This window comes from Paenibacillus oenotherae (assembly GCF_019443105.1).
Taxonomy (GTDB): domain Bacteria; phylum Bacillota; class Bacilli; order Paenibacillales; family Paenibacillaceae; genus Paenibacillus_Z; species Paenibacillus_Z oenotherae.
In genome coordinates, this window is record NZ_JAHZIJ010000049.1 from 1 (window position 1) to 2,108 (window position 2,108).

Sequence of the window (2,108 nt, forward strand, 5' to 3'; positions counted from 1 at the left end):
AGTGCTGCGAAGTCTACTACTTTGCTGGCATTGGTGACATCATCCGCATCTTTTACGCCCCACAGTGTGGTGTAGCCTTTGCCCTTCGCAAATTTAACCGTAATGCCTGCTGCTGCGCCTGTCTTGTAGTTCACGCCAGCATCGTCAACAGGGAATACACCGTTAACGGCTTTGGAGATGTAGCCGGAGTGGAACATATTCGAAGCGATGTTGAATTGGTAATCCGGGAGATTCGTGCCGCCCCAGATGGGCTTCAGTCCGTTCTTCTTCCACATGTCAAGCGGTGCGCCAGCGCCAGCAATCGTATCGATTGCGATCGTTTGCGGCATATCCATGGAGCGGATTGGCGTTCCGCCTGCAGAGCCTGCATTCGCAGGGTCCACGATGTCCGTTACATCGACATACTGCCAAGCCAGGTACAGATACTCATTGTCCCATGCTGCCCACAGATGGCTAAGATCCATTGCGGTTTCATGCATAGACCAGTTGCTGCCCAGTGTACGCGGGTCGTCGCCAGCCATGTCGATGGCGATCAGCATGGAATCGGTCCATTCCCCGTTGTTCACGCCGTCGATCGTGATCGGGCTCGATACGCGCTTGCCGAAGGTCGGGTTCGTGGAGTATGGCTTGTTGCCGCCTGGAATGACAACATTTCCTTTCAACGTCACAACCGTCACTTCATTGCTTGCTGCCGAGTTATTCGCTGCAGCGTCAAATGCTTTGACCGTGTATTTGTATGACGTTTCTTCCGCCAGACCGGAATCCGTGTAGCTCGTCGTTGTGGAGGAGCCCACTTTCGTTCCGTTGCGGAAGATGTCATAGCCGGTTACAGCTACATTGTCCGTTGAAGCTGTCCAGGACAGGCTCACCGAATTTTCCGTTTTGCCGGTGGATGCAAGGCCAGCAGGTGCGCTTGGCGCCTGAGTATCCACACCAGCAGAAGTAACAACCGTTACTTCGTTGCTGGCAACCGAAAGGTTGCCAGCAGCGTCGTATGCTTTCACAGTGTACTTGTAGGATGTGCTTGCCGTTAAGCCGGAATCCGTGTAGCTCGCAGCTGTGGACGTGCCGACTTTAACGCCATTGCGGTAAATCTCGTAGCCTGCTACGCCAACATTGTCCGTTGAAGCTGTCCAGGACAGGCTTACCGACGTGTCGGTCTTAGCCGTCGATGCCAGAGCAGCAGGTACGCTTGGTGATTGGGTGTCGCTGTCGTCTTCGATCAGGAATTTCATATCATCCACGATGAAGCTGCCTGCGCCGCCAGCTGCGGAGCCGCGAAGAATCGCGTATACTTTCGCACGGGTTGCGCCTGCTGGCGTTACGCCGCTCAATTGCAGCGGAACGTAGTCGCCGGATACTTGCGTGTAATCTACTTTTTTGTAGCTGATCAACGTGTTGCTTGCATTGTAGAAGTCAATGTAGAGCTGAACTCTTGCATTCGTCAGGCTCGTTACTTTGAATTGACCGCTTGCGTTGTACGAGGTGTTCTCTTCAACCGGTACGTATTGATAGATCATTGCGGTGTTGCCGCTTGCCAGGCCGGAGCCCGTAATTTGTTGTGCTTTGCTTCCAGATGCCACTGGTGTGGAGACGACCTGGAAGGCGGAAGTAATGCCGGATGTGACGGATTTCGTCCAGCTATTGGCGATTCCGGTTGTACCCGTGTACGTCTCAAAGCCCGGGTTCACAATCAGGTTGCTGCTAGCTGCTTGCTGTGTCGTGATGCTGAACGCTTGGCTTGCATCCGACTTGTTGCCAGCTGCATCCTTCGCAACAACGGTGAAGCTGTAAGGCGTGCCTGGCGTCAAGCCTGTTACATTGTAGCTGGTCACTTCGCCAGCTACGCTGCCAGCAAGCGTGCTGCCATTGTAGATGTCATAGCCCGTTACAGCGATGTTATCTGTCGATGCTGTCCATTGCAGCGCAACGGAGTTCGTCGTTGCCGTACCTGTTACATTCGTTGGTACGGAAGGCTTGATTGTGTCTACGTCCGATGGTACAGCAATTGTGACTTCATTGCTGTAGTCGGAGAAGTTCGGTTTCGCATCTTTTGCACGCACTTTGTACTTGTACGTCTTGCCCGCAACAACGGTGCTGTCGATGTA

The 2,108-nt window shown here is 53.5% G+C and carries 1 protein-coding gene; it reads right to left on the minus strand.

Features of this window, described 5'->3' with window-relative positions:
• The coding region (locus K0T92_RS24415; protein ID WP_246628411.1) for a fibronectin type III domain-containing protein at nucleotides 1–2,108 on the minus strand (2,108 nt) is incomplete at both ends.